The organism is Alistipes sp. CAG:268 (assembly GCA_000434235.1).
Lineage (GTDB): Bacteria > Bacteroidota > Bacteroidia > Bacteroidales > Rikenellaceae > Alistipes > Alistipes avistercoris.
On sequence record FR891992.1, the window covers coordinates 31,184 to 33,890 of the forward strand.

The 2,707-nt window shown below is 64.5% G+C and carries 2 protein-coding genes; both read left to right on the forward strand.

The window, feature by feature from the left end; all coding sequences use genetic code 11:
• The coding region (locus QZL63_RS04520) for an MATE family efflux transporter (RefSeq protein WP_290586018.1) at positions 1 to 1,048 on the forward strand (1,048 nt) is incomplete at its 5' end.
• A gap of 35 nt (positions 1,049 to 1,083) precedes the next feature.
• On the forward strand, positions 1,084 to 2,707 hold a 1,624-nt coding region (ricT, locus tag QZL63_RS04525; RefSeq protein ID WP_290586021.1), incomplete at its 3' end, for a regulatory iron-sulfur-containing complex subunit RicT.

The following is a 2,707-nucleotide window of genomic DNA, read 5'->3' on the forward strand; positions in this document are numbered from 1 at the left end:
CGGGGTGCCGCTCAAATACGCCGTCATTCCTCTGATGGGCTATCTCAGGCAACCGCCCGAGGTGGTCGAGATGGCCATCCCCTATTACCGGATGCTGGTCTACAGCATGCCCTTCATCATGCTCTTCTTCTCGTTCAAGCAGTTCCTCGAAGGGGTGGGCAACACGAAGGTCGAGATGGTCGTGACGATCATCGCCAACATCGCCAACATCGGACTCAACTCGCTGTTCATCTACGGCAACTGGGGCTGTCCCGAGATGGGAGCCCAGGGCGCCGGTCTCGGCACGCTGCTCTCGCGCGTACTTGCCGCCGTGCTCATCATCGCCTACTTCTGCAGCCGCCCGCAATACCGCCACTACCTCGACGGATTCTCGCTGCGCGTCCTCTCGCGCCGCACGATCGGACGGCTCGTACACATGGGGCTCCCGATCTCGCTGCAGATGTTCCTCGAGTCGTCGGCATTCGTCGGCACGGGCATCATGATGGGGTGGTTCGGGGCAACGGCCAAGATCGCCATGAGCGCCAACCAGATCGCCATGACCCTGGGCAACAGCGCCTTCATGATCGTCATGTCGATCGGCACCGCAACGACCATCCGCATCTCCCACTGCTACGGCAGACGCAACATCGGCGAGCTGTCGCTGGCGGCCAAGGCCTCGTACCACCTCGTGCTGGCCTGGAACGCCTTCGCGGCGCTGGTCTTCATCTCGCTGCGCTCGGTGATCCCGACCTTCTTCACCACCAACGCCGAGGTCATCGCCACGACCTCCTCGCTGCTCGTCTTCGCCGCCCTCTACCAACTCTCGGACGGCATCCAGAACGTCTCGGTCGGCGTGCTGCGCGGCATCCAGGACGTGCGGATCATCATGCCCATCGCCCTTGTCTCCTACTGGCTGCTCAACCTGCCGGTGGGCTACCTGCTCGGCTTCACGCTCGGCATGGGCCCCTCGGGGCTCTACGTCGGCTTCGCCTTCGGGCTCTCGTGTGCCGCCGTGCTGCTGATTCTCCGCATCCGCCGCAGCGTCAGACGGCTCTACGCGGTGAATTGAAATTTTTTTCCTATCTTTACGCAAATTATACCGTCATGGATACCGAAAACAACCAGCATAACCGGAATTTCAAACCCGAAATCGGCCGCGGATGCGCCTTCTGCGACTGCGGCCAGGAGGTCGAGGCCAAGCCCTGCGACGGATGCTTCAAACTCCACGAAACCCCGTGGCTTGAAGAGTATCCGCAGAACATACCCTCGGACATCGTCGAGGTGCGGTTCAAGAACACCCGCCGATCGTTCTACCAGAACGTGAACAACCTCGACCTCAAGCGCGGCGACATCGTGGCCGTCGAGGCCTCGCCGGGCCACGACATCGGCATCGTCTCGCTGACGGGCGACCTGGTGGCCCGCCAGATGCGCCGCACGGGATTCACCCCCTACAATGGCGAGTACAAGAAGATCTACCGCAAGGCCAAACCCTACGACATCGAGCGCTGGCAGGAGGCCATTGCCCTCGAACACGAGACGATGATCGCCGCGCGTCAGATCGCCGCCGACATGGGACTCAACATGAAGATCGGCGACGTCGAATACCAGGGCGACAAGATCAAGGCCATCTTCTACTACATCGCCGACGAGCGCGTGGACTTCCGCGAGCTGATCAAGGTCTTCGCCGAGCGGTTCCACATCCGCATCGAGATGAAGCAGATCGGCGCCCGCCAGGAGGCCGGGCGTATCGGCGGACTGGGCGCCTGCGGCCGCGAACTGTGCTGCACGTCGTGGATGTCCACCTTCTCGAGCGTCACCACCGGCGCCGCCCGCGTGCAGGACATCTCGCTCAACCCCCAGAAGCTGGCCGGTCAGTGCTCGAAGCTCAAGTGCTGCATGATGTACGAATACGACGCCTACGTGGATGCCCGCAAGGAGTTCCCGCGGCTGCGCGAACCGCTGCAGACCATCGACGGGGAGTGGTATCTGGTCAAGAGCGACGTGCTGGCCGGGACAATGACCTTCTCGTCGTCGAAGGAGGCGATGGTCAATGTCACGACACTGCCCGTCTCCCGTGTCAAGGAGATCCTGGCGCTCAACCGCCAGGGCCGCAAGGTCGAGCAGCTGCAGCACGCCGACGCCCTGCGCGAGGAGGTCGAGGAGCCGACCTACCGTTCGGAGGAGGACAGCATCACGCGCTTCGACCAGGCCAAGCGTCGCAAGCGTGGCCGCAACCGCAAGGAGAAGGGACGCAACGCCGAACAGCCGGCCGAGCGGCCGAACAACGCCGAGAAGGGCGCAGCCGAAAAGGCCGAGAAACCCGAGAGCGGCAAGCGGAACGCCGGGAATGCCGCACCGCAGGAGACAAACGCCACCGAGGGCCAGAACCGCCCGCAGCGCGAAGGCGGCCGGCCGAACCGGCGCCGGAACGGCGACCGACAGCGCAGCGAGGCCCGCAACGAAAACGGCGCCCCGGCACAGGAGGCAGAAAAGGGCCAGGAGCCGCGCAACGAACGGCAGCCCCGCGAAGGGGGACGCCGCGAGCGGCCGAACAACCGGGAAGCCCGCGAGCGTCAGGAAGGCGGCCAGGAGAACCGAGAAAACCGCGAACCGCGCAACGGCAACAACCGGGAGACGCCCCGCGAGGAGGGACAAACACCCCGCGAAGGCAGCGGCAACCGCCGCGGCCGCAACCGCCGCCGCGGCAACGGTCATGCGGGCAACCCGG